The sequence below is a fragment of the Microbulbifer sp. THAF38 genome (assembly GCF_009363535.1).
Taxonomy (GTDB): Bacteria; Pseudomonadota; Gammaproteobacteria; order Pseudomonadales; family Cellvibrionaceae; genus Microbulbifer.
Genome location: NZ_CP045369.1, coordinates 3,507,751 through 3,532,037 on the forward strand (window position 1 = coordinate 3,507,751; position 24,287 = coordinate 3,532,037).

A 24,287-nucleotide genomic window follows, 5' to 3' on the forward strand; every position below is an offset into this window, starting at 1 on the left:
CATAATAATATAGATTAGAACGACAATCGCAGGGTCAGCTTCGACAATAACAAAGCGTGACACCTGCGACTTATGCGTGAAAGCCCAGAGAAAGCAGGGCAAAGAGAGTTATCACAGATACCTTCGATAGCTAAAAGGTTAGTAAATTAGTAGTGAGCAAGCAGAGGCACTTAATGACCCGAGAATTAATAACGGAAGCTGGGAAGCGCACCGTTCGAATGGAAACGGAAGCTGTCGCCGCACTGGAACAAAGGATCAACGGCAATTTCCAGCGCGCCTGTGAGATGATCCTGCAATGTCCCGGCCGCACTATTGTAACGGGTATGGGCAAATCGGGGCACATCGGACGCAAAATAGCCGCCACCCTCGCCAGCACTGGTACTCCTAGCTTTTTCGTTCATCCTGGAGAAGCGAGCCATGGAGACCTGGGAATGATCACCCGGGACGATCTGGTGATCGCCATCTCAAACTCGGGCTCTTCCGCAGAAGTACTGACTTTACTGCCACTGTTAAAGCGCCTGAGCATCCCCATGATCAGCATGACAGGCAAGACTGACTCCCCATTGGCGCAGGCAGCAGAAGTCAATCTGGATATTTCAGTGCAAACTGAAGCCTGCCCTCTTAATTTGGCGCCAACCTCCTCAACCACCGTCACTCTGGTCATGGGCGACGCTCTGGCGGTGGCCTTGCTTGAAGCAAGAGGCTTCACCGCGGAAGACTTCGCCTTCTCCCATCCAGGCGGAGCCCTTGGCCGGCGACTATTACTCAAGGTGGAAGATGTCATGCATGCCGGGGAAGAACTGCCCCAGGTCCAACCAGACACTCTATTGTCCAAAGCCTTGCTGGAGATGACCAGCAAAGGGTTTGGTATGACTACCATTGTCGATCCAAAGGGAGAACTACTCGGTGTCTTTACCGACGGGGACTTGCGCCGCGTGATCGACCACAAGATCGAGCTGGATAAGGCCACTATGGATCAAGTGATGAGCCGCCGCCCTAAAACGGTATCCGCCGAGACTTTGGCTGCGGAAGCACTGCGTATTATGGAAGATTATAAAATCACCGCGCTCGTCGTAGAGGATAAAACCCACCACCCAATAGGCGTACTACATATGCACGATATACTGCGCGCCGGCGTAATCTGAAAGATTAAATTAATTTTCGGGGCACGTTAGTGCCCTATTTACATTTTAAGGAAAATTCTGGTGGTTTCAGAAAAAGAATTAAATGCGGCTCTGCAGAAAGTACGCTGGCTGGTTTTGGATGTAGATGGCGTCCTCACCGACGGCAAACTTTATTTTGACAACAATGGCAATGAGCTGAAAACCTTTAACACCCTCGACGGACACGGCATTAAGATGCTACAAAACTCCGGGGTTCGCGTAGCCATTATTACAGGGCGGCGCAGCTCCGTGGTAGAGCGCCGCGCTCACGACTTGGGCATCAATAAACTGATTCAAGGGCGCGAAGACAAATTTACCGCGCTGCAGGAACTTTTTGCAGAGGAACCCTGCCGCTTAGAAGATATCGCCTACATCGGCGATGACTATCCGGATCTCCTGGTGATGACACGCATCGGCTGCCCCATAGCTCCTCCCAATGCCGCAGCCCCCGTCAGGGAGCGCGCTCTGTGGGTAACCCGAGCTCGCGGCGGAGAAGGCGCTGTGCGCGAAGCCTGTGATCGAATCATGCAGGCGCAGGGAACCTTTGACTCGGCTCTCGCCCCCTATATTGGAGAGCAATAATGCGCACCTGGCTGCCGCTGCTATTAGTAGTATCGCTAATCAGTGTTGGCCTGTGGCTTTCGGAAAGCCCGCCCGATCAGCTGTTGGGGATACGACCAACCCCCCAGCAGCATGACAAGGCCGCAGAACTGATCATCCGAAATGCTAAGACACGGCACTTCAATGAGGAGGGAAATCTCGCCTACCGGGTAGATGCGGATCAGATTACCTACTACCAGTTTAAACGTCGTGACCGGGCAGACCTGGCGGAACCCCGCATGCTCTTTTACCAGGATGACCAGCCGAAGTGGCGTACCGAGTCCCGCAAAGGGGTCGCTTACAATCGTGGTGAACGAGTAGTCTTGGATGGCGATGTCGTAATTGATGAACTACCCGCCCCTGGCGGTATCAAATTGGAAACATCGAGCATTACAATTCTGCCCGCGAAGGAATTCGCCGAGACAGACAAAGTTGTTACTATTAGCTCTGGCCCTAACCGCACAACGGGTAAGGGTATGCGCGCTTACCTGAATGAAGACCGGATGGAAATCCTATCCGACGTAAAGAGCATCTATGACACTGACTAAATACCGCCACTTGCTAAGAATCTCCGCTATTACCGCACTAGCGCTCATAGCTTCAACGGCTGTTGCACTGCCAGAAGATCGCCAACAGCGGATCAACATCAGTTCTGATGCAATGAATGCCGGCCTCAACAATAACTTGGTGGTATATAGCAACAATGTTGTTATCACTCAGGGTTCGCTGAAAATTCAGGCTGACCGCGTCGAGGTTTACTTCACTCCAGAAAAAGAGATCAGTCGCGTCATAGCCGTAGGCAAGCCCGCGCATTTCCAACAAAAGATTCTTCAGGGCGAAAATCCCGTCAAAGCTAGAGCCCAACGTATTGTTTACCAGGTGAGCTCTGAGGAACTGCAGCTCACAGGCAAGGCCCACGTTGACCGTGAGGGCAATACACTGGCCGCAGAAAAAATTGACTACGATCTCTCTACCGAACAAATGAGTGCCAAAGGGCAAACAGGTAAGGGGCGCGTAGAAATGACATGGAAGCCCGAGAAGAAAGAGAACCCGCAAGGCGCCAGTGATAACCAAGGGCAGCAAGCCCCCTAACTTTCACTCAGGCGCTAAGCAACAGATATTATTTGCACCGGCGGGCATCACTCTGCCCGCGGCATGGATAGATTTCGGTACACACTATGCCAACGCTCAAAGCGTTACACCTCGCGAAACAGTATAAAAAAAGAAAAGTTGTCCAGGATGTCACCGTCAGTGTTTCCAGCGGACAGGTTGTCGGGCTTCTAGGCCCTAATGGCGCCGGTAAAACCACCTGTTTTTATATGATTGCCGGGCTGGTTCAGGCCGATGCAGGCAGGGTGATGATCGACGATGAAGGTATTACCCGACTGTCTATGCACGGGCGCGCACGCAAAGGCATCGGCTATCTTCCCCAGGAAGCCTCCGTGTTTCGCCGCCTGAGCGTAAAAGACAATATTCTCGCCATCCTAGAAACCCGCAAAGACCTCTCGCGAGCCGAGCGACAGCAACAGGCTCAAGCCCTGCTTGAGGAATTTAACATTACCCATATTGAGCAGAGCTTGGGCATGGCACTCTCTGGGGGCGAGCGCCGCAGAGTAGAAATCGCCCGCGCCCTGGCCACCAATCCCAGTTTTGTCCTGTTAGACGAACCTTTTGCCGGCGTGGATCCCATATCGGTAAACGATATCAAAGAAATCATCCGCCACCTGCGGGATCGAGATATCGGAGTACTCATTACCGACCACAATGTGCGCGAGACCCTCGATATTTGCGAGACCGCCTACATTGTCAGCGAGGGCCACATAATCGCTGAAGGCACACCAGAAGATGTTCTTGCCAACCAGCAGGTTCGGGAAGTTTATTTAGGACATGAATTTACCATTTAAGATGAAGCGGCAATCCCTATCCTTAAATTTTTCAATTTGAGCTTAATTCCTCATACTTCAGCCACCTCGAGTCTAACATCTATCACTGGATCGGCACGTTTATTGCTTGTAATAAATTAGAGGGAGGGGTAGTCTGCGCCATCTTAGGACAAATTGATCTAAACACTGTCTTATCGGCCAGCGGCTCTCCACTATGAAGCAGTCACTCCAGCTCAAGCTCGGCACACAACTGACTATGACTCCCCAGTTGCAACAGGCGATCCGCCTTCTGCAACTGTCTACCCTTGACCTTCAGCAGGAGGTTCAGGCGGCGTTGGATAGCAATCCAATGCTGGAGGCGGATAGCGAGGAACAACCCTCAAAGGTGGAGAATGGCCAATCTCTGACTGAGCACGAATCAGAGCGGGTGCAGGACAATACTTCACAAGCGGCTGAGGAACGAGAGCTTGCTGAGGGGGACTGGGACCAGGCAATTCCCGACGAGCTTCCTGTCGACTCCCGATGGGATGATATCTACACCAGTCACAGCGGAAACCCAGAGCTGGATACCCTCAGCTACGAACGCAACTCCATCTCTGTCGACTTACAAGGCCACCTGCGCTGGCAACTGAACCTGACCCCTTTATCCGAGCAGGATAAGTGGATCGGTGAAAACCTGATTGACAGCATAAGCCCCAGCGGCCTCCTGGGCACCTCAATAGAGGATGTTGCCTCCTCATTAGCTGTAGATGAAGATGAAGTACTGGCAGTCTTAAAGGCCATCCAACAGTTCGAGCCTGCCGGCTGTGGGGCTCGGGAGCTAAAAGAATGCCTGCAATTGCAACTGCAACAGTTACCGCCAACCACCCCCTGGCTCGACCAAGCGCAAAGCATCATTGAAAAACACTTAGACTTGCTCGGTAAAAGAGATTTTCGCCAGCTGAGTCGGCGCACACGCCTTAACGAGGCCCAGCTCGGCGAGGCCATTCGCCTCATCCAGACACTAAACCCGAATCCGGGAGAGAGCTTTGGCGGGCAGGAGCCGGACTATGTAATCCCGGATATCATCGTTTCCCGCAAGGCCCTGCGCTGGCAAGTAGAATTGAATGGAGAGATCACTCCCAAGATTCGAATCAATAATCACTATGCCTCAATGGTTAAGCGTGCGGATAACTCCAGAGATAACAACTTTTTGCGGGACCATCTGCAAGAAGCTCGCTGGTTTATGAAGAGCCTGCAGAGTCGCCACGAAACCCTGCTGAAAGTCGCCAACTGTATTGTCGAAAAGCAGCAAGGCTTTTTTGAGGAGGGGCCAGAAGCCATGCGCCCCATGGTGCTGGCAGACGTTGCCGAGTCCATTGGCATGCACGAGTCCACCATCTCCCGGGTAACCACCCAAAAGTACATGCTCACACCCCGTGGTGTGTTTGAACTCAAGTATTTCTTTTCAAGTCACGTGAGCACAGACTCCGGCGAAGATGCCTCCTCAACCGCCATTCGCGCCCTGATCAAAAAGCTGATTGATTCGGAAACGCCACGCAAGCCGCTATCCGACAATAAAATTACCCAGGAACTAGACCAGCAGGGCATCAAAGTAGCCCGCCGCACAGTAGCCAAGTATCGCGAATCAATGGGTATCCCCTCCTCCAGTGAAAGGAAGCGCCTAGTTTAATTTGCCCATACCGGGCGCGACCAAAAAGGCGGAGCAAGTCATAACCTGGCGTCAGTTGCTACGTCTTCGCAACCGAACTCCAAACTTTGAGTGTATCCTTCCATTCTGGGCCACTTCCTAGTAGGGTTGCGACCCGAAAGGAGGCTCGCCGTATTGTGATGCACCTGGTAAGGAGAAATCCATGCAGATCAACATTAGTGGTCACCACGTCGACGTTAGCTCACCAATGCGCAACTACTGTGAGAACAAGCTGGAAAAGCTCTCAAGGCATTATGACAACATAACCAACGCGCAAGTTATTCTATCTGTAGATAAATTGATCCAGAAAGCTGAAGCCCGAGTACATATCAATGGTCACGACCTCTGTGCGGGTTCGGAAGACAAAGACATGTACGCAGCCATCGATGCGCTTACAGATAAGTTGGACCGCCAACTGAAAAAACACAAAGAGAAGTTGCAGAACCACCGCTGAATTATGACACTGGAAGCTTTACTTTCTCCCCGCCTAAGCCTTTGCCACCTGGCGGGGAGCAGCAAAAAGAAATTGCTGCTCAATATTGCCCAAGCCATCGCCGAACAATATCCACAGCATGACTCCGACACAACATTCAACCAATTGATCGCTCGGGAGCGCCTGGGTTCGACGGGTATTGGCGAGGGGGTAGCCATACCTCACTGCCGTCTTCCTGGCTGTGAGCAACCTATAGGCGTGCTTTGCACAATCGAACCCGCCATAGATTTCGACGCTATCGATAGGCAACCTGTCGACTTACTCTTTGTCCTACTCGTCCCTGAAGATTCAGAGCAACAACATCTGGATACACTGGCAGAAATCGCTGCGCTTTTTTCCAACAGCCAAGTCCGGGATAAGTTGAGAAAAGCCGAAAGTAGTGATGAGCTCTACGCCCTAGCCATAGATTCTGCCGCAGCAGCCTGATTCTGGTTTTGTACTTTTATTCTGGTAACAACTGAGATTCTACTGAATCACTCCTTAAATTACCGTTAGGAATAAAAACACCATTTCTCAAGCAATTAAATGGTATAAAGAGCTAAAAAGAGGGGGTCCCCATGCGCTTGGTCATTATCAGCGGCCGCTCCGGCTCCGGTAAAAGCTCCGCACTACAATTGCTCGAAGATGTGGGCTTTAACTGCATTGACAACCTACCGATCAGCCTGCTGCCCGAACTGATTAAGCGGGCCGAGCAACAAACCCCAAAGGGGGACACTCCCCTAGCTCTGGGAATAGACGCACGCAACCTCTGGCAGGATATCAAGCAGGCTCCACGTGTCATAGAAGCCCTGCGCAGCACAGGTGTCCAGTGTGACATTATCTACCTGGATGCCCGTGAACCCGTCCTCGTTCAGCGCTTCAGCGAGACTCGCCGAAAACACCCCCTCAGCAATGACTGCACCCACTTACTCGAGGCCTTAAAACAAGAAAGGGAACTGCTGACACCGATCTCAGCCATGGCAGATATGGTGATCGATACCAGTAGCCTCGGCCTACATGAGTTGCGAGAGCTAATTAAAAGCCGAGTGGTGGGCGAACACTCAGAGGGAATGGCAATCCTTTTTCAGTCGTTCGGCTTTAAATACGGCGTACCCGTGGATGCTGACTTGATGTTCGACTTGCGCTGCCTGCCAAACCCCTATTGGGAACCCAGCCTGAGAAAAAAAACCGGGCTGGACCCCGAAGTAGCCGAGTTTTTACGCTCCTATCCAAAAACCAACAAAATGGAAGCGGACATCACAGGCTTTTTAGAGAACTGGCTGCCCTCCTTCCAAGAGAGCAACCGCAGCTATACCTGTATTTCCATTGGCTGTACCGGAGGAAGGCACCGCTCGGTATATATGGTTGAGCAACTAGCCCGTACTTTTCTGCATAAATTTGGCAATATTCAAGTCCGTCACCGCGAACAACAGAGATAGTCGAAACACCGCAAGCCCCTATGCAAAAGCAGCGTCTCATCATCATTAACAAACTCGGGCTACACGCCCGCGCAGCCAGTAAATTTGCCCAGACCTCTGCCCGCTTTTCTTCAAATATCAAAGTGAACTGCGGAGACAGATCCGTGGACGGTAAAAGCGTGATGGCGCTCATGTTGCTCGCCGCCGGCCAGGGTACTGAACTGGAGCTGGAGGTGGAGGGCCGTGATGAGAGCGACGCACTCGATGCCATCTGCACCCTGGTCTCTGAGCGCTTCGGCGAAGCCGAGTAGTTTGCAAAGGCAACCGGCAGTGGATAGAGTCCGCCATGGTATTAAAGCACCACGACCTTTCCGTGGCCTCTGTCCTCCTAATCACCGCTGAGCAGTAAGGATTTATCGTGTCCAGCCCACCCCAAGCCGAAATCAAGTTCCGCGCGCAAAACCAGCTCAGTGAGTTGTTCGCCGCTCTCGATAGTGGTACCGGGCAGGAAGTCCGGCGCATGCTCAAAACCCTTACGCCCCAGAGCATTGCGCAACTGTTGGAAAGCTCACCTCCGCGTATCCGCCAGGTTCTGTGGAATCTGATCGACCGGGATGTCGAGGGTGAGGTTCTGCAAGAGCTGACCGATGAGGTCCGAAGCCAGATCCTCGACACCATGGATACTGAGGAGATGGTGGAGATCATGGAGGGGCTGGACGCGGACGATATCGCAGATATCCTCCAGCAGCTCCCCGAGCGTGTCGTCTCGGAAGTCCTCTCGGCAATGAGCGAAACAGACCGCCTGCGGGTGGAAAGTGTTCTCGCTTACGATGAGAACACCGCTGGCGGCCTGATGGACACCGATACCATATCGGTGCGGCCCAACCTGAGCCTGGATGTAGTGCTGCGTTACCTACGCCGCCATGAACAGCTGCCGGAGTCCACAGACAGCTTGTTTGTGGTCAATCGCCAGGGCCAATATATCGGTCTACTCCCGCTCTCCAAGCTTCTCACTACAGACCCATCCGTCACAGTTCGCGAGGTGGTCAATACCGATGTGGAACCGATACCCGCAGATATGCGCGATACCGAAGTCGCCCGGTTGTTTGAAAAGTATGACTGGATCACCGCACCGGTAGTGGATGAGGACAACCGCCTACTGGGCCGTATCACCATCGACGATATCGTCGACGTTATCCGCGAGGGTGCCGATCACTCCCTAATGAGCATGGCGGGCCTCGATGAAGAAGAGGATACTTTTGCCCCGGTTAGGCGAACTGCCCGTAGACGCGCGCTTTGGCTCGGTATCAACCTACTTACTGCCCTACTGGCTTCCTGGGTCATCAGCCTGTTTCAGAATACGCTGGATAAAGTCGTTGCCCTCGCCGTTTTAATGCCCATCGTCGCGAGTATGGGCGGGGTGGCTGGCAGTCAAACACTCACCGTAGTGATCAGGGGAATGGCGCTGGGACAGATTGGCAAGAGCAACCTCAGCTGGCTACTCTCTCGGGAACTCGGATCAGCAGCTCTAAACGCCCTACTTTGGTCCCTAGTGATGGGGCTGATCGCCGCGCTATGGTTTGACGACATTACCATTGCAGTCATCATCGTTGCCGCAATGGTCATTAATTTGATCGTAGCGGCGATGGCAGGGGCAATTTTACCGGTTGTATTGCGGGCAATACGAATCGATCCGGCACTGGCCGGTAGCGTCGCACTGACAACCGTTACCGATGTGGTGGGGTTCATGTCCTTCCTGGGCCTCGCCACCTGGCATTTTGGCTGAGAGGCAATACACTGCCTGCTCAAACAGAACCGGGGCAGCCCGGAACCTATACACGGAACTCCAGATGTACGAATACGACGATGAAGACCTGCCTAAGAGTAAGACGCAGGTAAAGCAGGAGATGCACGAACTGCAGGCCCTGGGCAAGCAATTGACCGAGCTATCCAAAACCCAGCTTGCTGAAGTGCCCATTGATGAGGATATGCGCGAGGCGATCGATACCCTGGGACGAATCAAGTCTAACGAGGCGCGCCGCCGTCAAATGCAATATATCGGTAAACTGATGCGCAGTGCCGACCACGAAGCCATTGAAGCCGTACTGAATAAATTCAAAGAGCGAGATCAGCAACACCCGCGCTTTGACAAGATGGCAGAAGACTGGCGCGGGCGCTTACTTGAAGAGGGCAACAGTGCCCAGGAAGCTTTCTTTGATCAGTACCCCCAGGTAGACCACCAACAACTACGTCAACTGGTGCGTGATTCCCTGCGCGAGATCAAAAACAGCAAGCCCCCTAGCAATCAGCGCAAGTTGTTCCGCTATTTGCGGGACTTTTTTATTCAGTCTTCACAGTAATCCAGCATCACTCTTGCACCACTCGGGCGGCCTGGCACCGCCCACAAACCTTTATATTGCAATATTGGCTAATGCTAAAACCAATCTAGCCACCGATAAGCGTTGCTAGAAAAATTCCATTCTTTTTAACCGCCGCTCCAATTGGCTACAAGCCCAGTTGGTTACTGTTCACGCCCCTGCGCAGGTTCAAAGTCCAGGGCCAGAGAATTCAGACAGTATCTCAAGTTTGTCGGAGGGGGACCGTCCTTAAAAACATGCCCCAGGTGCTCACCGCACTTCGATAATACTTCTGTACGCCTGAGCCCCCAGCTGAAATCGTCTTTTAAGACGATATTTTGCGGGTAAGCTACATCCCAAAAACTGGGCCAACCGGTACCCGATTTAAATTTGTGCTCGGAGCTGAATACCGGCAGACGGCAACCTGCGGTAATGTAGACTCCTTCTTTTTCGTTGTATAACAACTTGCCGCTAAAAGCCCGCTCAGTATCCCCTTTCCAAAGAACTTTATATCGATCCTCAGGGAGTAATTGTTTCCACACCGACTTGGGAATTTGCTCCAGGCCTTTGCCCTCAGCGATACGTGTCTTAGCCTCTGCCACTGTCATATCTTGAATTCTCTGATCATCGGCCTCGGAGCAGGCCGATAAAACCAGGATTAACACCACTAGAAACCATAGCGTCGAAGTCTTCACCATATTGCAAACTCCTGTCCTCATTAGGTCATTACCTTAAAAGGTTAGAAAGCTGCGTTCACAGGCTTTCGGAGTCCTCCCCTCAGACTTGCTAGCTCCATCAACAAGCGGGTTAAGAGCCGGCTCCGTCAGCTAACGGAGGGGATGGGGAATGGCTGGAATCCGCCACTCCCTGCTCTTGTCTTGTCTCTTTTCCAGATGCCTCAGAGGCCGCCCCCTGGCGTTCAGCGCCATCTCCATCAAAGAGTTTTTCAAAGCGCATCTGTGGATCAGCCCAGTCACCGCTAATGCGATAACTGACGCTGGCCATTTTCTTCACCTGCTTTTTAAAGGCTTTACTAATGAGGTAAACGCCCGCCGCGGCTGGGAGTCCTCCGGCCAGTGCAGCAACCAAAGCGAGGTTATTACTTACCGGCAGAGTAGCGACTAGAGTCAGATCCAAATCTTCACGTACCAAATTCACTCGCCCAGCCATCTGCAGCTCACTGGTTGGTCCCTCAACCTGGATAGGTACTGCAATTAACAGCTGCCCATCTCCTTCGAAAACCACCTCACCGCGCACCCGGTCGAAAGCCATACCACTTTTGTAAAGGTCAGAAAAATCCAGGCGCAGGCGGCGCGCCCAGGTGTCGAAATTAAATAGCGACAATAACCTTAGGACGGTTGAGCCTGCGGTACCGGTTGAACGAAGGAAGCGGCCATCACGAATATCTATTTTCAAATCTCCCGAGAACAAGCTGCCCCTGGCCATCGCCGGAGACCCATCCCAGCGCAATGCCGTATCAAAGGTAGCGGATTTACTCTCAATCAGCGGCTCATGCCCCATTTCACGCTGAATATCAGCCAGGTCATCGGCTGCCAGACGCCCGATAAATTGGGATGAATTTTTACCCTCAGCATCACGCATCCACATCAGCTGTGCTCCCAGGGCTTTATCACCACCGCCACGCCCCTGTAACTGGAAACCGCGTACACTGCCACGAATATCACTCAACACCAGGCGCTCTTTAGATGGCCGCACTTCAAGGGACCAACGTCCAAGCTCTTCCTCGCCTAAGCGCAGACTTTCCGTACTGAAATCAATCGATGGCAAGCTCTGGAAGTTAAAGTTCGCCCAGGGGTCCACCGACTCTTCTGAAAGGGGCAGCTCAGAAGAAGCCTCCCCTGAAGCAGCCTGTTTTTTTTCAGGAGTGGGAAGACGCAGATGCGCCAATTTCATGCGGAGAGGCTTTTTCCCCCCTAGCGTTCCAGAGAGCCTCCCCGCCGCCATTTCACTATCGAAATCCAACTGCCACTTGGCACCCACCCCTCGGCCAGTGACATGTATATGCTCAATTTCCGCAGTGCCCAACTGCAAACGGTCGGTACTAAGATCAAGACTTACCGGTAAAGGACTGGATACTTTGGCCGTTGCCAGCGCACTTTGGGAAGAAGAAGTTATTTTGTTCTGGCTATCGGTCTTCAATTCAGGACTCTGTGTGAGCGTTTGCCCAGACTGGCTAGAGGACTCAGACCCCGCCGGTGCATCATCGCGGTAAATACCCAACAGTTTTTCCCAGCGGGGCAGATCAACACTGGAGATATCGCCGAGAATACTTAGCCCCCTCTCTTCAGGCAGTTTCGCCTCGGCATTGAGTGCTATTGCTGCACGCTCAAGAGCCCCATCCACCAACCAAAACTGACCTTGCAGGTGTTCACCGTAATTCAAATGGAACAAACTACCCTGATCACCGATGGGGGCGCGCAGCACAAAATTTGTTTTTCTCTCAGCAGCTTTACCGAAGGGCTCGGGAAGATTGACTGCGACACCGGCAAGATTCGAGGTCAACTCAAAAACTGCAGCGTAGGGGGCCTCTTTTGATCTTGCCGGAATGGTCACCAATGCCCGGTAATCCATGGCACCATCCAGCCATTTCAACTCGGGGCGCTGACTCCAGCGGTAGATCGACTGGGTAGTAGCATTCCCATCCACTACCACCTGAGTATCCCGGGAATCGCCCTCACCAAAGTGACGAATACTCGCTTTAATGGGCCGGCCCCAGAGCTCGCCTTTCAGTTGAGTTCCCTCGAGACCAGTATCGCTGTCATAGACCACATCGCCAGCCAAAGCCTCGGCATGTAAACGCAGGTTCTGTAGCTGCAAATCACCACGATTAAGCTGCAAATCAACTCTTTGACTTGGGGATAATGCCGCGCCGCCGAGGGGCTGGGAGAGTCTCAGTTGTCCACGAATATCCCCAGACAACTGCCACTCATCAAATGCACTGCCTAGCTGCTTACGCAGAGGAGACTCCTTCAATAGACGCAATCCATCCTCAGCTGGCCCCTGTAGCTGTGCGGTTACATCCAGGCGTGAGCCTTTCTCAGGTTGTGGAGTTACTTCAACTAAAACCTCATGGGCATCCACACCCCATATGCGCGCCTTATTGGCGCTGACGGATACGTTTCCGTCATCCAGCGAAAGGCGGCCATCCACCGACTGCACCTTGGGCCATTCATCGGCATACTTGAGGCTGGCGTTGGAAAAGTCTGCGGCCAGCTGTACCGTTTGGCGCTGCGTATGAGCCCCCAGAGCGCGTAGAGACTCCTCCTTGCCATCTTTTGGATAATTGCTACCTCGATAGATAAACGCGGCAGTCTCAACCCGTCCAGGATTCTCGGCACCTAACCCATCTTTCAGCCAACTGCGCAGGTCTTCACTAACCGTAGTCGGAACCAATTTCTCTTGAGTTCCTACGCTGGCATCACGCAACGACAGGGACAAAGCCAAATCCGCCGCACGAGTATGTGGGCGAAAAGGCAGGGACAGCAAAAACTGTCCACGCACTTCCCCCACCTCACCATCCAGCTGCAAGGGGCCAGAGAAGACATTGATTTCATTCGCATCCTTGTCCAGATTCCAAGCCAAGGTGCCGCTGGCCCGTTCAAAAGAAAATGTCTCGGAATACAAATTTGGAAAGCCCGCTTGCAAGCTGGAGCCATCAAGCTCGACCCGGCCTTCGCCCCCGGCAAATTCCAGGTAGCCACTCAATCCGGCCACCGAGGGAGCTCCACGATAGGCCTGAGTGGCTATATTGTGCAAATTAGCACTGAAGCTCACCGTCCCATCAGCTCCTTTTCGCAGCTGTACACGGCGCAGCTGGCCCTCGGGTTCCAGTGACTTTAACCAATCACCTGCAGCGCCCTGCAATACGTCCAGCCGCCTGAGAATATCGCTCCACCCCGCCAAATCGATCACGTCTGCCGACAATGCAGTCCCCTGCCGATCACTACTTACCTGCAGGTTTAGTGGCGGCATTTGCAGGCCCTGCCAATCTACTTGGGTACTCTGTAGAGCCAGACGCCAGTGCTCACCGGGCAGCCAGCGACCGGAAATATCTCCAGAGAGCGCGCGCAGCGGAGCCATTATGTGGTCACCCCCCTCCGTCAGCTCACCAGTGTTCCGCTGACCTTTCTCCTGCACCGGTGTTTTATCCAGGTTTTCCACCCGGGCGAGGCCTACTCGCCCGAGCAGGCGATAGCCTTTATTGGCATCACTGTGCAGCCATAGGCGTCCATCCGCCCACTTGCGCCCCTGCCAATGGAATCGATCGGGAAGTGGGGTCAGCTGGTGAAGGAGAGAAACAATATCTTGGTCCAGTAGCAGCTCGTTGAGCTGCATATAGCCTCTCAGTGAAAAATCTTTCTTATTGCGCGGATTACCACGCCCCTCCAGTACCAAACGAAGAGTCTCGGAATTGCTTGTGGGCTCTTCACCCTCACGGGCAATAAAGGCGCGGGCAGTTAGGCGGTGAAAACCCCCTCGGTTTTCCAAAGAGATTTCCGGCAAATTGATCTCAGCGATCTGCTCATCAGGCAGCCTGACGGTGATTGCCGCATCGCTAATCCAAACCTTGGGACTGAGCTGGAAGAGTCGTGCCGGATCGGCCGCTTTGGGGTTGGACACAACTCTACCGTCGGGCTTCAAGGATATATCAGGAAAGCCGTCCAGGCGCCACTCTCCCTGTTCATTTCGACTGAGGCCGGCGGCAAAGGCATGCATTTGCAGGTCTTTCCACACCAGCTCCCGGTTCCAAAGACTGGCGAGCAGATCCAGCTGGAACAATCCGTGCCCCATACGTAACTCGCCCTTCTCTCCCAGACGCAAGCCATCGAGCTGTAATGACACTTGCAGTGCCTCCCAGCGCAGGGAGATCCGATCCATCTGCACCGGCACTCCCAACTGACCGGTGAGCCAGCGGCTGATCTGCGGGCGATATTCTTCCACTTGAGGGGATAGCAAGCGTCCAGTTTGCACAAGGATTGCCAGCGCAATCACCAGGCTTACCGACAACAACCAGAACTTTCGCGCGAGCCAGCGCAACAGGATCATTATCACCTCCACTCACTCATAGACCGGCTGTAGGCATCGCAACGGCCAGCACCGAAAAGCTGTGAGGAGACGAAAAATGATTTATACAAGAACAATGTCGTACTGCTCCTGGTTGTAGATAGGCTCTACTTGAAACTGTATGGGCCTGCGAATAAATTCCTCCAAGTCGGCGACGTTTGCCGACTCCTCATCCAGCAGCAGGTCGATCACCACTTGGCTAGCCAGAACCATGATCTTTTCACTGTCGTAGGCGCGAGCCTCTCGAATAATTTCCCGGAAGATCTCGAAACAAACCGTTTCTGCACTCTTTAGAGTCCCGCGTCCTTCGCACACCGGGCAGGGCTCACACAAAATTTGGCCCAGCGATTCCCGCGTACGCTTGCGGGTCATCTCTACCAAACCGAGCTCGGAGACCCCGGTAATACTGGACTTAGCGTGATCCCGCTCCAGGGCTTTTTCCAAGGTACGCAATACTTGGCGTTGGTGTTCCGGGTCCTTCATATCGATAAAGTCGATAATGATAATTCCCCCCAGATTGCGCAGACGCAGCTGGCGGGCGATTGCTGTTGCCGCTTCCAAATTCGTCTTGAAGATAGTCTCTTCCAGGTTGCGATGACCCACAAATGCGCCGGTATTGACATCGATGGTACTCATCGCCTCGGTTTGTTCGACGATGAGATAGCCCCCTGACTTCAGCGTTACCTTATGCTGCAGGGCACGGCGGATTTCCTCCTCAACCCCATAGAGATCAAACAGGGGCCGCTCACCGGGATAATGCTCCAGTCGCCCGGCTATTTCAGGTGCGTACTTACCGGCAAACTCTGCAGCGCGGCCGTGCGCCTCGCGGGAGTCTATACGAATCTTCTCGGTATAAGGGCGCGCAAGATCACGCAGGGCACGCATGAACAGTGGCAAATCCTCATAAATTACGGAAGGCACGGCCCGCTCTTTGATACGCTGTTCCAACTCCCCCCAAAGCTTGTAGAGAAAGGGGATATCCCGCAGTAATTCCTCCTCGCTGACGCCCTCCGCCACGGTGCGCAAAATAAAGCCGCCGTCAGCGGAAAGACCATCCTCAGCGAGGCGTGATGAAGCGACTTCCACCAACTGACGCAGGCGCTCCCGCTCACCTTCATCCTCTATACGGTTGGAGATCCCAATATGGCGGGTTTGCGGCATATAAACGAGGTAGCGTGCAGATACCGACAAATGGGTGGTTAATCTCGCCCCTTTACTACTAATAGGGTCCTTGACCACCTGTACAACCAAGGGTTGTCCCTCACGTACAAGAGCACGAATATCTGCCACTTCGGCATCCCTGGATTCCATGCCCTCATCATCCAGGGGGGCGATATCGGAGGCGTGAATAAAGCCGGCGCGTTCCAAGCCAATATCCACAAAGGCCGCCTGCATCCCCGGCAGTACCCGAATCACTTTGCCCTTATAGATATTGCCGACGATACCCCGGCGCGCACTGCGCTCCAGGTAAACCTCCTGCAGTACACCGTTTTCTACCAGTGCCACCCGGGTCTCAGTGGGCGCAACGTTGATTAGTAATTCTTCGCTCAAGACTCGGCCTCCTGCCAGTAGGGTATTCCGGCCTGCTCCAACATCGGAACCAGTGCCTCCAGGGGCAGGCCAACCACATTGCTATAACTGCCGCTGATAGACTCCACCAATGCGCCCCCCATGCCCTGAATACCGTACCCGCCGGCTTTATCGGCAGGCTCGCCTGTATGCCAGTAGGCTTGAATGGTCTGGTGTGACAAATGGCGAAACCGCACACGGGTTTCCACCAGACGGCTAAACTGCCGCTCTTGATTACGCAGGCAAATAGCGCTCATTACAGAGTGCTCCCTACCAGACAGGGCCAACATCATGGACTCAAAGTCAGTGAAATTCTGTGGCTTCTCAAGCAGGCGATCACCACAAAGTACAACCGTATCGGCACCCAGAGCCCAAAGCCCAGACTGGTCAGACGCCATCAATAACCCAGCTGCAGACTTATCCTGAGCCAGGCGCTGAATATATTCTTGAGGAGTCTCTGAAGCTTGTTTCTGCTCAGGCACAGACGGGGGGCACTGGGAAAACGAAACGCCTAGCTGTGCCAATAATTCGGCCCGGCGCGGCGATCCCGAGGCGAGAAGAAGACGGTTTGAAGAGGTGGTATTCGTCACTGTACTACATATTCCCTGTGGGCCAGCGGCTGATTATAGCGAAGTTGATCGAAAAATGATCAGAGTTTTACATTGATTTACAGACTGGGGAGACGCTCAGCGGACCTGCAACCGACCACAGAGGCGGTGCAACAGCGGCGCTACCCAGGGCCATAGCAAGGCCGTGGTGAGCGCGGGCCATAGGAAGGTCAATCCGGGGACGGTTTTTCCCTCCAAACCGTGCACCCAGTTACCCACCACCTGGTGGATACCCACCAAGACAAACACCCATAAAAGCTGCTGGGCAGGATTGAAGGCCCTGGTACGCTGGTAGGTTAACAGGCTGAAATAGGCCAGAACCGCCAGAGCTAGCGCATGGGTGCCGAGACTGGCCCCACTAATCAGGTCTTCCAGTATTCCCACCAGCCAGGCAAAACCGACGCCCAAAGCCTGGGGCATACGGGTAACCCAGAAAATAACCAACAGGGCCGGAAATGCCGGGCGAAACCACAGCCACTGCTGTGGTAAAGGCATAACCACAAGCAGCATCGAAAGGAAGAGCGTGAGCGCGATAAACCAGCGATTATTCGCCTGCAAGGCCCTGCCCCCCATCCCCGATGACCGCCAGAACAAAGCGGCTGCGACTCATACGTCCGCGCGGAAGTACTTCCGCCTCGGCAAATGGTTGACCCGGATCTCGAGTGATCGACATTACCTCACCCACCGGATAGCCCGCCGGAAAGCGCCCGCCGAGACCGGAACTGAGCAACAGATCCCCCTCGCGAATATCACTGGTATTCGCAAGATGCCTGAGCTTGAGGCGATAGAGATCGCCAGTGCCTTCAGCGACAGCGCGCATACTGTTGCGCAGCACCTGAACGGGAATTGCGTGGCTGGAGTCGGTAATCAGGAGAATCCGGCTGAAGGCACCCCCAGCCTCAATTACCTGCCCGAGCAGACCACTGGCGTCCATCACCGGTGTGCCTACATCGATGCCATGATTGCGCCCTTTATCGATCAATAACACATGCTCGAGAGGGTCCGGTGAAACACCGATGACCTGGGCCACCAGTACCCGGTCATCAACCATTTCCGCCGAATTCATCAGCTCTTTCAAACGCGTATTTTCCGCTTTTACCGCAGCTAACAATTGGCTGCGCTGCTCCAGCAGCAGTACTTGGCGCTTGAGACGGTCATTCTCTTCGAGTAATTCTTCGCGGGAGCGAAACTGCTCACCAGCCCAGTCCCCAACGCGCTCCGGGGCACCAGTGATCCAGTAAAGCGGGGCCGTAACACCGGAAAGACGCTCGCGGGTGGACTGGAACCAATTGGTGTAGTGGTCGGCAACGATCAGAGCGATTGCCAGGGGCACTAATAACAGTAGGCGGAACTCAGGGGAGGGGCCGCGGGTAAAAAGCGGTTTCAAGGGCAGCCCCCTTTGTACAGGTCAGTGATTATTGGTCTCACAATATATCGGATGTCCCTGAAACGTGAAACTAACTGCCGACAGGACTACCGCAATTATCGCTAGGGTAACCTGCCGGCTTCAATCGACTCAGTTGGACATCAGATACAAACGGCTGCGATCCAGCATATCCAGGGCCTTGCCGCCACCGCGGGCAACACAGGTGAGGGGGTCATCGGCAACGATCACCGGAAGGCCAGATTCCTCCATCAGCAAGCGATCCAGGTCCCGCAACAGGGCGCCGCCGGTCAACACCATGCCGCGTTCAGCGATATCCGAAGCCAGCTCGGGAGGAGATTGCTCCAGGGCACTTTTCACCGCTTGAACAATTCCAGTCAGCGGCTCCTGAAGGGCCTCAAGAATTTCATCGGAATTCAGGGTAAAACTACGGGGCACCCCTTCTGCCAGATTGCGGCCGCGCACATCGATCTCGCGAACTTCACTGCCCGCGTAGGCGCAACCAATTTCTTCTTTAATACGTTCAGCAGTTGCATCACCAATCACACTGCCGTAGTTGCGACGCACGTAGTTGACGATAGCTTCATCAAAACGGTCACCGCCGATACGCACCGAATCGGAATAAACCACACCATTCAGGGAGATAATGGCGATCTCGGTAGTGCCCCCACCGATATCCACCACCATGGAGCCGCTCGCTTCCTCGACATTCAGGCCCGCACCGATCGCCGCCGCCATCGGCTCTTCGATCAGGGATACTTCGCGGGCGCCTGCACCCAGGGCAGATTCGCGAATCGCACGGCGCTCCACCTCGGTGGACTGACAGGGAACGCAGACCAGCACGCGGGGGCTCGGGCGCATCCAGCTGTTCTCATGCACTTTCTTGATAAAGTGCTGCAACATCTTCTCAGTAACCTGGAAATCGGCAATCACACCGTCCTTTAGAGGGCGAATCGCGGTGATATTGCCAGGGGTACGGCCGAGCATGCGTTTGGCTTCCACTCCAACTGCCTCAACGATTTTCTGGCCATTGTAGTGACGGATTGCGACGACGGAGGGCTCGTCGAGAACTACGCCGCGATCGCGAACGTAAATCAGCGTATTGGCGGTTCCCAGGTCGATGGAGAGGTCACTGGAGAACATGCCCCGCAAACGTTTAAACATGGAATTCGATTACCTTGTACTAATTGTCAGCCCCCAGGTCGGGCACTGCGGGCGCGGCTTATTTTATGGATACAAATCCTAGTTAGTCCGCGCAAATAATTCTGAGTTCCGAGCCGCATTTCGAATCGGAATTTACGCAATACGCCGGAGTCTCTGGGCGCCCGGCAGGATTGGGCAAACTCTAACAACGGCGCCGGTTCAGAGCAAGGCTGAAGCCCCGCTAATCGATTGCAGATTTATCCCTATAGCTGAGCCGGTGAGAATAGCAGCCTATTGTGCTAAATTTGCCGGCCCTGCCCCGTCCTTATACGGAGCAACCCAGATTCGCAACTGAAGCCGGAGGAGCTCTATTGCCATGGCTGTGGATACGCAAACCGTAGAGAAGCTGGCGGAACTCGCCCGCATCGCCATATCCGAAGAAACTATCGAAGAAGTCAGCGGCCGCCTTGGGGATATCCTGCAGCTAGTGGACCAGTTGCAGGCCGTCAACACTGACGGCGTCGCCCCCATGGCGCACCCGCTTGATGAAGTGCAGACCCTGCGCACCGACGCGATAACAGAAACTGACCAGCGCCAGAGTTTCCTGAACTTGGCCCCGCAGTCTGAAGAAGGACTTTATCTAGTCCCCAAAGTCATCGACTGAACAGGGCCCCAAGCAAGCACCTAATTATTCGATTTCGCCCTGAGCCCGCCCAGAGCCTTTTAAGGGAATAACATGCACCAGCTTACTATTGCCGAGATGATCCGCGGCCTGCAGAGTAAGGCATTCTCCAGTGTGGAGCTAACTCGCCATCTACTCGCACGAATCCAACAGCTAGACAGCAACTACAACAGCTTTATTACCGTAACCGAAGAACTCGCCCTATCCCAGGCCGAAACCGCCGATCAACGCTTGGCTAAAGGCGGAGCACCCGCGTTGTGTGGGGTCCCCATTGCCCATAAAGACATCATCTGCACCAACGGCGTACGCACCAGTTGCGCCTCAAGGATGCTGGATAATTTTATTCCGCCGTACGATGCCACTATAGTGGAGAACCTCAATGCCGCCGGCACCGTAACCCTGGGCAAAACCAATATGGACGAGTTCGCCATGGGCTCTTCCAACGAAAGCAGCTTTTATGGCCCGGTGAAAAACCCCTGGAATACCCGTTGTGTACCCGGCGGCTCGTCCGGTGGTTCCGCAGCAGCGGTTGCAGCGCTACTGGTACCTGGCGCCACCGGCACTGACACCGGTGGCTCCATTCGACAACCCGCCGCTTTGACCAACACCACCGGCCTAAAACCCACTTACGGCCGTACATCCCGCTGGGGTATCGTCGCCTACGCTTCCAGCCTGGACCAGGCCGGCCCTATTGCACGCAATGCGGAAGATGCAGCTTTTCTGCTATCCGCCATGGCAGGCCACGACCCAAAAGATTCCACCAGTCTGAATCGCTCGCAAGAAGACTTCACCGCGGGACTGAACAAGTCCATCGCCGGTCTCAAAATCGGTGTACCCAAAGAATACTTTGGGGAAGGCTTGAACTCTGAAACAGCCACCCGCGTACAAGATGCTCTTAAGGAATTTGACAAACTCGGGGCTGAGCTGGTGGATATCAGCCTGCCACATACTGAGTTGGCTATTCCGGCTTACTATGTCATCGCCCCAGCCGAAGCCTCCGCCAACCTGTCCCGCTTCGACGGGGTGCGCTATGGGCACCGCTGTGAAAACCCCAAAGATTTGCGCGATTTATATATGCGCTCCCGTGGCGAGGGCTTTGGCGAAGAAGTCCAGCGCCGTATTTTGGTTGGCACTTATGCATTGTCAGCTGGCTATTACGATGCCTATTACAACAAGGCCCAGCAGGTACGCCGCCTGATCAAACAGGATTTTGTAAGGGCCTTTGAAAAAGTCGATGTCATTATGGGGCCCACCACACCCTCCCCCGCTTTCGAGCTGGGTGCCAAAGGCGCCGATCCGGTGGCCATGTACCTGGAGGATATCTATACCATCGCCACCAATCTAGCGGGCTTACCAGGTATGTCTATCCCCTGTGGACTGGTGAACAATTTACCCGTGGGGCTTCAGATTACCGGTAACTACCTGAGTGAATCTCGCATGCTCAATGTTGCGCATCAATACCAACAGGTAACCGACTGGCACCAAGCCAGCGCCGTATAAGGAGATCTATCGTGGAATGGGAAATCGTTATAGGGCTGGAAATTCATGTGCAGTTATCCACCCAATCCAAACTTTTTTCCGGCGCTAGCACCCGTTTCGGTGCAGCACCGAATAGCCAGGCCTGCGCCGTGGACTTGGCCATGCCTGGAACCTTGCCTGTACCTAATGAAGAGGCCTTTCGCTACGCGGTAATGTTTGGCTTAGCGATGAATGCAGAAATTGGCAAGCGATCTGTTTTTGAGCGTAAAAACTATTTTTATCCAGACCTTCCCAAAGGCTACCAGACAACCCAGCTGGAACAACCTATCGTCGGGGCTGGCGAAGTTGAGATTCACCTGGAGGACGGCAGCAGTAAAAAAGTGCGCCTGCACCACGCCCATCTGGAGGAAGATGCCGGTAAATCTCTGCATGAAGATTTCCACGGAATGTCCGGAATCGATCTGAATCGTGCGGGCACACCGCTGATAGAAATTGTCTCAGAGCCCGATATGCGCAGCGCCGCCGAAGCGGTCGCCTATTTGAAAAAAATCCATAGTATCGTCACCTATTTGGGCATCTCCGATGGAGATATGTCCCAAGGCTCCCTGCGCTGTGACGCTAACGTCTCTGTGCGATTAGAGGGGGAGGAAAAGCTGGGCACACGCACCGAGCTAAAAAACATCAACTCCTTCCGCTTTGTTGAGCGTGCTATCAAAGTTGAGGCCGAGCGCCAAATCGACATTCTCGAAGACGGCGGCAGCATAGTGCAGGAAACCCGATTGTATGATGCGGATAAAAATGAAACCCGCTCCATGCGCAGTAAAGAAGTTGCCAATGACTATCGCTATTTCCCCTGCCCCGATCTATTGCCGGTAGTGATCACCGATACTTACATAGAGCAACTACGCGAACTGTTACCAGAACTGCCCGATGCCAAAGCCGAGCGCTTCCAATCAGAGTACAGCTTATCTGCTTACGACGCCGATCAGTTGACCCAGGAACGCATCATTGCGGACTACTTTGAAGAGGTTTGCAAATCCTGCGGGGAACCAAAACTGGCCGCTAACTGGGTTACCGGTGAGTTAGCCGCACTGCTGAACCGCCAGGAAATCTCTATACAGGAGTCCCCGGTTAGCGCCCAGCAACTCGCCGGGTTAATCGTACGAGTCAAAGACAACACCATCTCCAGCAAGATTGCCAAACAGGTTTTTGAAGCTATGGCAGAGGGCGAGGGCAGCGCAGATGAAGTTATCGAGAAGCGCGGCCTTAAGCAGGTATCCGATACCGGTGCCATTGAACAGATGGTAGAGGCGGTTATCGCCGCAAGCGGCGCCCAAGTGGATAACTACCGCAAAGCCGACGAATCCAAGCGTCCCAAAATGATGGGCTATTTTGTCGGTCAAATCATGAAGGCCTCTAAGGGCCAAGCAAATCCACAGATGATCAATAAGATCCTCAAGGAAAAGCTCGACGCATTGCTTTAGGCCTTTTAAACACAAAGCCAGGTCCGCGCCTGGCTATTCTCATAGAAGTAAGGAATTGATTTTGAGCCTGAAAAAAGACAAACAAAAAGTCCTCGGCGAAGTGTTTGACGAGGCGCGAATTGCCGGCTTCCTGGTGGGGGAAGCACCTGAAAATACCAACCGGGATTTTCATTTACTTGAGCGCGCCTACCGCAGTATGAAAGCGGAAAGTTTTGCCACTTTTGTACAATTGTTTCTCGCCGATGGCCACGACCTCAACAGCACGGGACCCGATGGCAATACCCTGTTAACCCGCATAAGCGAGCACCGCCAGAGTAACGAATATATAGAAATCCTAAAAGCCGCCGGCGCTAAAGACTGATTAACTGCCGCGATCCCGCGAGAGGTAATTTTATGACTTCAAATCCAGTCCACGGTATTGACGCGCTAGTGCGCGGCGCCCGCTTGTTAACCCGGCGCGAGCTGCGCCCATTTATCCTTGTCCCCCTGCTGATTAACCTGGTGCTGTTTATTGTAATCAGCGGCATCATGATTACTCAGCTTGGCGGCCTCAGTGACTATATCAGCAGTCTCCTATCACACACCCCAGTAGATACCACCAATATGTCCTGGTGGGAAGCCGTCATGGCTAAAGGCGCCGCCTGGACCGCCAGCGTATTCCGCTGGCTCGCCTGGATTATTGCCATTCTGGTACTGTTTTTATTTTTCCTCGCCTATGGCTATTTGTTTGGGATAATCACCAATATTATCGCTGCCCCTTTTAATGGCCTCCTAGCCGAGAAAGTCGAAGAACTTCTCACCGGCAAAGCGCCTCCTGCTGAACCAATGATACAGATGGTATGGCGCACACTGGGACGGGAAATGCGCAAACTGGGTTACTTTATTTTCTGGGGAGTGATCATTTTTCTGATATCCACAGTAACCAGCTGGACCATAATTATTCCTACCGTCCTGGCTGCAGTATGGGGTGCTTGGTGTATGGCAATACAATATGTTGACTACCCTCTCGACAATCACCAGCGTCCTTTTGGAGAATTAAAAAGTGTATTACGCCGGCGCAAACTAACCACGCTCGCCTTTGGCGGAACCGTGATGCTGGCTAAGATGGTACCGATTTTAAATATCTTTGTAATGCCCGCTGCAGTAGCTGGGGGTACCGCACTCTGGGTAGAGCGGCTGCGCAGGGAGGGAGATCCCGGGACAGAAACCCATACTGCAACATTGCCCAATTAAGCCTGGAATTATTACCAGCCATATACCCCTAAATATA

Annotated in this window: 24 protein-coding genes; 17 read left to right on the top strand and 7 right to left on the bottom strand. The window is 53.6% G+C overall.

What is annotated here, in order from left to right; genetic code table 11:
- The first annotated feature begins 173 nt into the window (after nt 1–173).
- From FIU95_RS15155 to yjgA, 12 genes are all read left to right on the top strand, one after another.
- The gene (locus FIU95_RS15155) at nt 174–1,145 is read left to right on the top strand and encodes a KpsF/GutQ family sugar-phosphate isomerase (protein ID WP_152454563.1); all 972 of its coding nucleotides are present in this window, start codon (nt 174–176) and stop codon (nt 1,143–1,145) included.
- A 60-nt stretch (nt 1,146–1,205) separates the two neighbouring features.
- Nucleotides 1,206–1,745 (top strand): KdsC family phosphatase, encoded by a 540-nt coding sequence (locus tag FIU95_RS15160; protein WP_371416928.1) that lies wholly within the window; start codon nt 1,206–1,208, stop codon nt 1,743–1,745.
- Nucleotides 1,745–2,311: an LPS export ABC transporter periplasmic protein LptC gene (gene lptC, locus FIU95_RS15165; protein WP_152454565.1), complete on the top strand. Its 567-nt coding sequence runs from the start codon at nt 1,745–1,747 to the stop codon at nt 2,309–2,311. Before FIU95_RS15160 ends, lptC begins: the two co-directional genes overlap by 1 nt.
- Complete coding sequence (gene lptA, locus FIU95_RS15170) at nt 2,298–2,855, top strand: lipopolysaccharide transport periplasmic protein LptA (RefSeq protein ID WP_152454566.1); 558 nt, start codon at nt 2,298–2,300, stop codon at nt 2,853–2,855. Before lptC ends, lptA begins: the two co-directional genes overlap by 14 nt.
- 86 nt (nt 2,856–2,941) lie before the next feature.
- Entirely contained in the window at nt 2,942–3,667 is a 726-nt protein-coding gene (gene lptB / locus FIU95_RS15175; RefSeq protein WP_152454567.1) for an LPS export ABC transporter ATP-binding protein, read from the top strand.
- A 193-nt stretch (nt 3,668–3,860) separates the two neighbouring features.
- Nucleotides 3,861–5,318 carry an RNA polymerase factor sigma-54 gene (locus FIU95_RS15180; RefSeq protein ID WP_152454568.1) on the top strand — a complete coding sequence of 486 codons (1,458 nt, stop codon included), beginning with the start codon at nt 3,861–3,863 and terminating at the stop codon, nt 5,316–5,318.
- A gap of 181 nt (nt 5,319–5,499) precedes the next feature.
- Nucleotides 5,500–5,790 carry a ribosome hibernation-promoting factor, HPF/YfiA family gene (hpf, locus tag FIU95_RS15185; RefSeq protein ID WP_152454569.1) on the top strand — a complete coding sequence of 97 codons (291 nt, stop codon included), beginning with the start codon at nt 5,500–5,502 and terminating at the stop codon, nt 5,788–5,790.
- Nucleotides 5,791–6,255 carry a PTS IIA-like nitrogen regulatory protein PtsN gene (gene ptsN, locus FIU95_RS15190; protein WP_305848669.1) on the top strand — a complete coding sequence of 155 codons (465 nt, stop codon included), beginning with the start codon at nt 5,791–5,793 and terminating at the stop codon, nt 6,253–6,255. It abuts the gene before it with no gap.
- 131 nt (nt 6,256–6,386) lie between these two features.
- Nucleotides 6,387–7,247, top strand: coding sequence for an RNase adapter RapZ (gene rapZ, locus FIU95_RS15195; RefSeq protein ID WP_152454571.1), 861 nt, complete (start codon nt 6,387–6,389; stop codon nt 7,245–7,247).
- Between the two features lie 20 nt (nt 7,248–7,267).
- Entirely contained in the window at nt 7,268–7,537 is a 270-nt protein-coding gene (locus FIU95_RS15200; protein WP_152454572.1) for an HPr family phosphocarrier protein, read from the top strand.
- Nucleotides 7,538–7,644: 107 nt separating this feature from the next.
- The gene (gene mgtE, locus FIU95_RS15205; RefSeq protein ID WP_152454573.1) at nt 7,645–9,012 is read left to right on the top strand and encodes a magnesium transporter; all 1,368 of its coding nucleotides are present in this window, start codon (nt 7,645–7,647) and stop codon (nt 9,010–9,012) included.
- A 64-nt stretch (nt 9,013–9,076) separates the two neighbouring features.
- On the top strand, nt 9,077–9,586 hold the full coding sequence (gene yjgA / locus FIU95_RS15210; protein ID WP_152454574.1) for a ribosome biogenesis factor YjgA: 510 nt from the start codon (nt 9,077–9,079) through the stop codon (nt 9,584–9,586).
- Nucleotides 9,587–9,747: 161 nt separating this feature from the next.
- Here yjgA and msrB read toward each other — a convergent pair whose 3' ends face one another.
- From msrB to FIU95_RS15245, 7 genes are all read right to left on the bottom strand, one after another.
- Nucleotides 9,748–10,281: a peptide-methionine (R)-S-oxide reductase MsrB gene (gene msrB, locus FIU95_RS15215; RefSeq protein ID WP_152454575.1), complete on the bottom strand. Its 534-nt coding sequence runs from the start codon at nt 10,279–10,281 to the stop codon at nt 9,748–9,750.
- A gap of 109 nt (nt 10,282–10,390) precedes the next feature.
- Nucleotides 10,391–14,650 carry a YhdP family protein gene (locus tag FIU95_RS15220; RefSeq protein ID WP_152454576.1) on the bottom strand — a complete coding sequence of 1,420 codons (4,260 nt, stop codon included), beginning with the start codon at nt 14,648–14,650 and terminating at the stop codon, nt 10,391–10,393.
- 81 nt (nt 14,651–14,731) lie between these two features.
- The gene (gene rng / locus FIU95_RS15225) at nt 14,732–16,219 is read right to left on the bottom strand and encodes a ribonuclease G (RefSeq protein ID WP_152454577.1); all 1,488 of its coding nucleotides are present in this window, start codon (nt 16,217–16,219) and stop codon (nt 14,732–14,734) included.
- The gene (locus FIU95_RS15230) at nt 16,216–16,827 is read right to left on the bottom strand and encodes a nucleoside triphosphate pyrophosphatase (RefSeq protein ID WP_152454578.1); all 612 of its coding nucleotides are present in this window, start codon (nt 16,825–16,827) and stop codon (nt 16,216–16,218) included. The genes rng and FIU95_RS15230 overlap by 4 nt, the downstream gene beginning before the upstream one ends.
- Before the next feature lie 96 nt (nt 16,828–16,923).
- Entirely contained in the window at nt 16,924–17,403 is a 480-nt protein-coding gene (gene mreD / locus FIU95_RS15235; protein ID WP_152454579.1) for a rod shape-determining protein MreD, read from the bottom strand.
- Entirely contained in the window at nt 17,390–18,232 is an 843-nt protein-coding gene (gene mreC, locus FIU95_RS15240; RefSeq protein ID WP_152454580.1) for a rod shape-determining protein MreC, read from the bottom strand. The genes mreD and mreC overlap by 14 nt, the downstream gene beginning before the upstream one ends.
- 129 nt (nt 18,233–18,361) lie before the next feature.
- Nucleotides 18,362–19,393, bottom strand: a complete 1,032-nt coding sequence (locus FIU95_RS15245) for a rod shape-determining protein (RefSeq protein WP_152454581.1) — start codon at nt 19,391–19,393, stop codon at nt 18,362–18,364.
- A 355-nt stretch (nt 19,394–19,748) separates the two neighbouring features.
- On the opposite strand from FIU95_RS15245, the gene gatC reads away from it, so the two are divergent.
- The 5 genes from gatC to cysZ all read left to right on the top strand — a co-directional run bounded on the left by gatC (nt 19,749) and on the right by cysZ (nt 24,250).
- On the top strand, nt 19,749–20,036 hold the full coding sequence (gatC, locus tag FIU95_RS15250; RefSeq protein ID WP_152454582.1) for an Asp-tRNA(Asn)/Glu-tRNA(Gln) amidotransferase subunit GatC: 288 nt from the start codon (nt 19,749–19,751) through the stop codon (nt 20,034–20,036).
- A 72-nt stretch (nt 20,037–20,108) separates the two neighbouring features.
- The gene (gene gatA, locus FIU95_RS15255) at nt 20,109–21,554 is read left to right on the top strand and encodes an Asp-tRNA(Asn)/Glu-tRNA(Gln) amidotransferase subunit GatA (protein WP_152454583.1); all 1,446 of its coding nucleotides are present in this window, start codon (nt 20,109–20,111) and stop codon (nt 21,552–21,554) included.
- 11 nt (nt 21,555–21,565) lie between these two features.
- Nucleotides 21,566–23,017 carry an Asp-tRNA(Asn)/Glu-tRNA(Gln) amidotransferase subunit GatB gene (gene gatB, locus FIU95_RS15260; protein ID WP_253868666.1) on the top strand — a complete coding sequence of 484 codons (1,452 nt, stop codon included), beginning with the start codon at nt 21,566–21,568 and terminating at the stop codon, nt 23,015–23,017.
- Between the two features lie 61 nt (nt 23,018–23,078).
- Nucleotides 23,079–23,378 (top strand): PA4642 family protein, encoded by a 300-nt coding sequence (locus tag FIU95_RS15265; RefSeq protein ID WP_152454585.1) that lies wholly within the window; start codon nt 23,079–23,081, stop codon nt 23,376–23,378.
- Nucleotides 23,379–23,410: 32 nt separating this feature from the next.
- A complete protein-coding gene (gene cysZ, locus FIU95_RS15270) occupies nt 23,411–24,250 on the top strand; it encodes a sulfate transporter CysZ (RefSeq protein ID WP_152454586.1) in 840 nt (279 codons plus the stop codon).
- The last annotated feature ends 37 nt before the right edge of the window (nt 24,251–24,287 follow it).

Excerpts from the sequence above, each read along its gene's own strand:
- FIU95_RS15155 (WP_152454563.1), top strand. The coding sequence starts at position 174 with ATGACCCGAGAATTAATAACGGAAGCTGGGAAGCGCACCGTTCGAATG.
- lptC (WP_152454565.1), top strand. The coding sequence starts at position 1,745 with ATGCGCACCTGGCTGCCGCTGCTATTAGTAGTATCGCTAATCAGTGTT.
- lptA (WP_152454566.1), top strand. The coding sequence starts at position 2,298 with ATGACACTGACTAAATACCGCCACTTGCTAAGAATCTCCGCTATTACC.
- lptB (WP_152454567.1), top strand. The coding sequence starts at position 2,942 with ATGCCAACGCTCAAAGCGTTACACCTCGCGAAACAGTATAAAAAAAGA.
- FIU95_RS15180 (WP_152454568.1), top strand. The coding sequence starts at position 3,861 with ATGAAGCAGTCACTCCAGCTCAAGCTCGGCACACAACTGACTATGACT.
- hpf (WP_152454569.1), top strand. The coding sequence starts at position 5,500 with ATGCAGATCAACATTAGTGGTCACCACGTCGACGTTAGCTCACCAATG.
- rapZ (WP_152454571.1), top strand. The coding sequence starts at position 6,387 with ATGCGCTTGGTCATTATCAGCGGCCGCTCCGGCTCCGGTAAAAGCTCC.
- FIU95_RS15200 (WP_152454572.1), top strand. The coding sequence starts at position 7,268 with ATGCAAAAGCAGCGTCTCATCATCATTAACAAACTCGGGCTACACGCC.
- yjgA (WP_152454574.1), top strand. The coding sequence starts at position 9,077 with ATGTACGAATACGACGATGAAGACCTGCCTAAGAGTAAGACGCAGGTA.
- msrB (WP_152454575.1), bottom strand. The coding sequence starts at position 10,281 with ATGGTGAAGACTTCGACGCTATGGTTTCTAGTGGTGTTAATCCTGGTT.
- FIU95_RS15220 (WP_152454576.1), bottom strand. The coding sequence starts at position 14,650 with ATGATCCTGTTGCGCTGGCTCGCGCGAAAGTTCTGGTTGTTGTCGGTA.
- FIU95_RS15245 (WP_152454581.1), bottom strand. The coding sequence starts at position 19,393 with ATGTTTAAACGTTTGCGGGGCATGTTCTCCAGTGACCTCTCCATCGAC.
- gatC (WP_152454582.1), top strand. The coding sequence starts at position 19,749 with ATGGCTGTGGATACGCAAACCGTAGAGAAGCTGGCGGAACTCGCCCGC.
- gatA (WP_152454583.1), top strand. The coding sequence starts at position 20,109 with ATGCACCAGCTTACTATTGCCGAGATGATCCGCGGCCTGCAGAGTAAG.
- cysZ (WP_152454586.1), top strand. The coding sequence starts at position 23,411 with ATGACTTCAAATCCAGTCCACGGTATTGACGCGCTAGTGCGCGGCGCC.